The 816-nt window shown below is 61.5% G+C and carries 1 protein-coding gene; it reads right to left on the reverse strand.

Features of this window, described 5'->3' with window-relative positions:
• Nucleotides 1-816, reverse strand: an 816-nt coding sequence (locus tag P0D89_RS53545) for a branched-chain amino acid ABC transporter substrate-binding protein (protein WP_408379742.1), incomplete at both ends; no start/stop codon positions are given.

Raw genomic sequence — 816 nt, forward strand, 5'->3', positions numbered from 1 at the left:
TGCTTGCCTCCCACGTATTGATACCTCGAGATCACGCCGTGCTTGAGGTCGCCCTTGGAGTCGAACTGGGTTTCGCCGAGCACGCCGTGGTAATCGGTGGACGGCATCATGGCCAAGAGCTTGGCTGGATCGGTGGAGTTGGCGCGCTTCATTGCATCGACAATGATGTACACGGCGTCATAGGCAAACGGTGCGTAGACCTGGATCGGTTGATGGAAACGGGCTTCATAGCGCTTCTGGAAATCCGCGCCACCGGCCATTTTCTCCAGCGGCATGCCGGCGATCGAACAAATGACGTTGTCGGTCGCGTCGCCAGCCAAATCCGACAACTTGGTGGTACATGCCCCGTCGCCGACCAGCACCTTCGCGGCAATCGCCAGTTGCTTGGCTTGCTTTGCGAACGGACCGGCCGTGGCATCCTCGCCGCCGTACATGATGACGTCCGGATGCTCGCCCTTGATCTTGGTCAGGATCGCGCGGAAGTCGACCGCCTTGTCGTTGGTCTCGTCGTGCGAGAGCACCGTCACGCCGCTGGCCTTAATTTTCGTTTCGAACTGGTCGGCCAGACCCTGCCCATACGAGGTCGCGTCGTCGACGATCGCCACCGATTTGGCCTTGAGCAGCCTGGATGCGTAGTCGGCCAGCGCGGGGCCTTGCTGCGCGTCGGTGCCCACGACCCGGTAGGTCGTCTTGAAGCCTTGCAGCGTGTAAGTCGGGTTGGTGGCCGCCGGCGAGATCTCGACGATGCCGGCATCGCTGTAGATCTTTGAAGCCGGGATCGAGGTGCCGGAATTCACGTGACCCACCACGGCGACG

Source organism: Paraburkholderia sp. RL18-085-BIA-A, assembly GCF_046027075.1.
GTDB lineage: Bacteria > Pseudomonadota > Gammaproteobacteria > Burkholderiales > Burkholderiaceae > Paraburkholderia.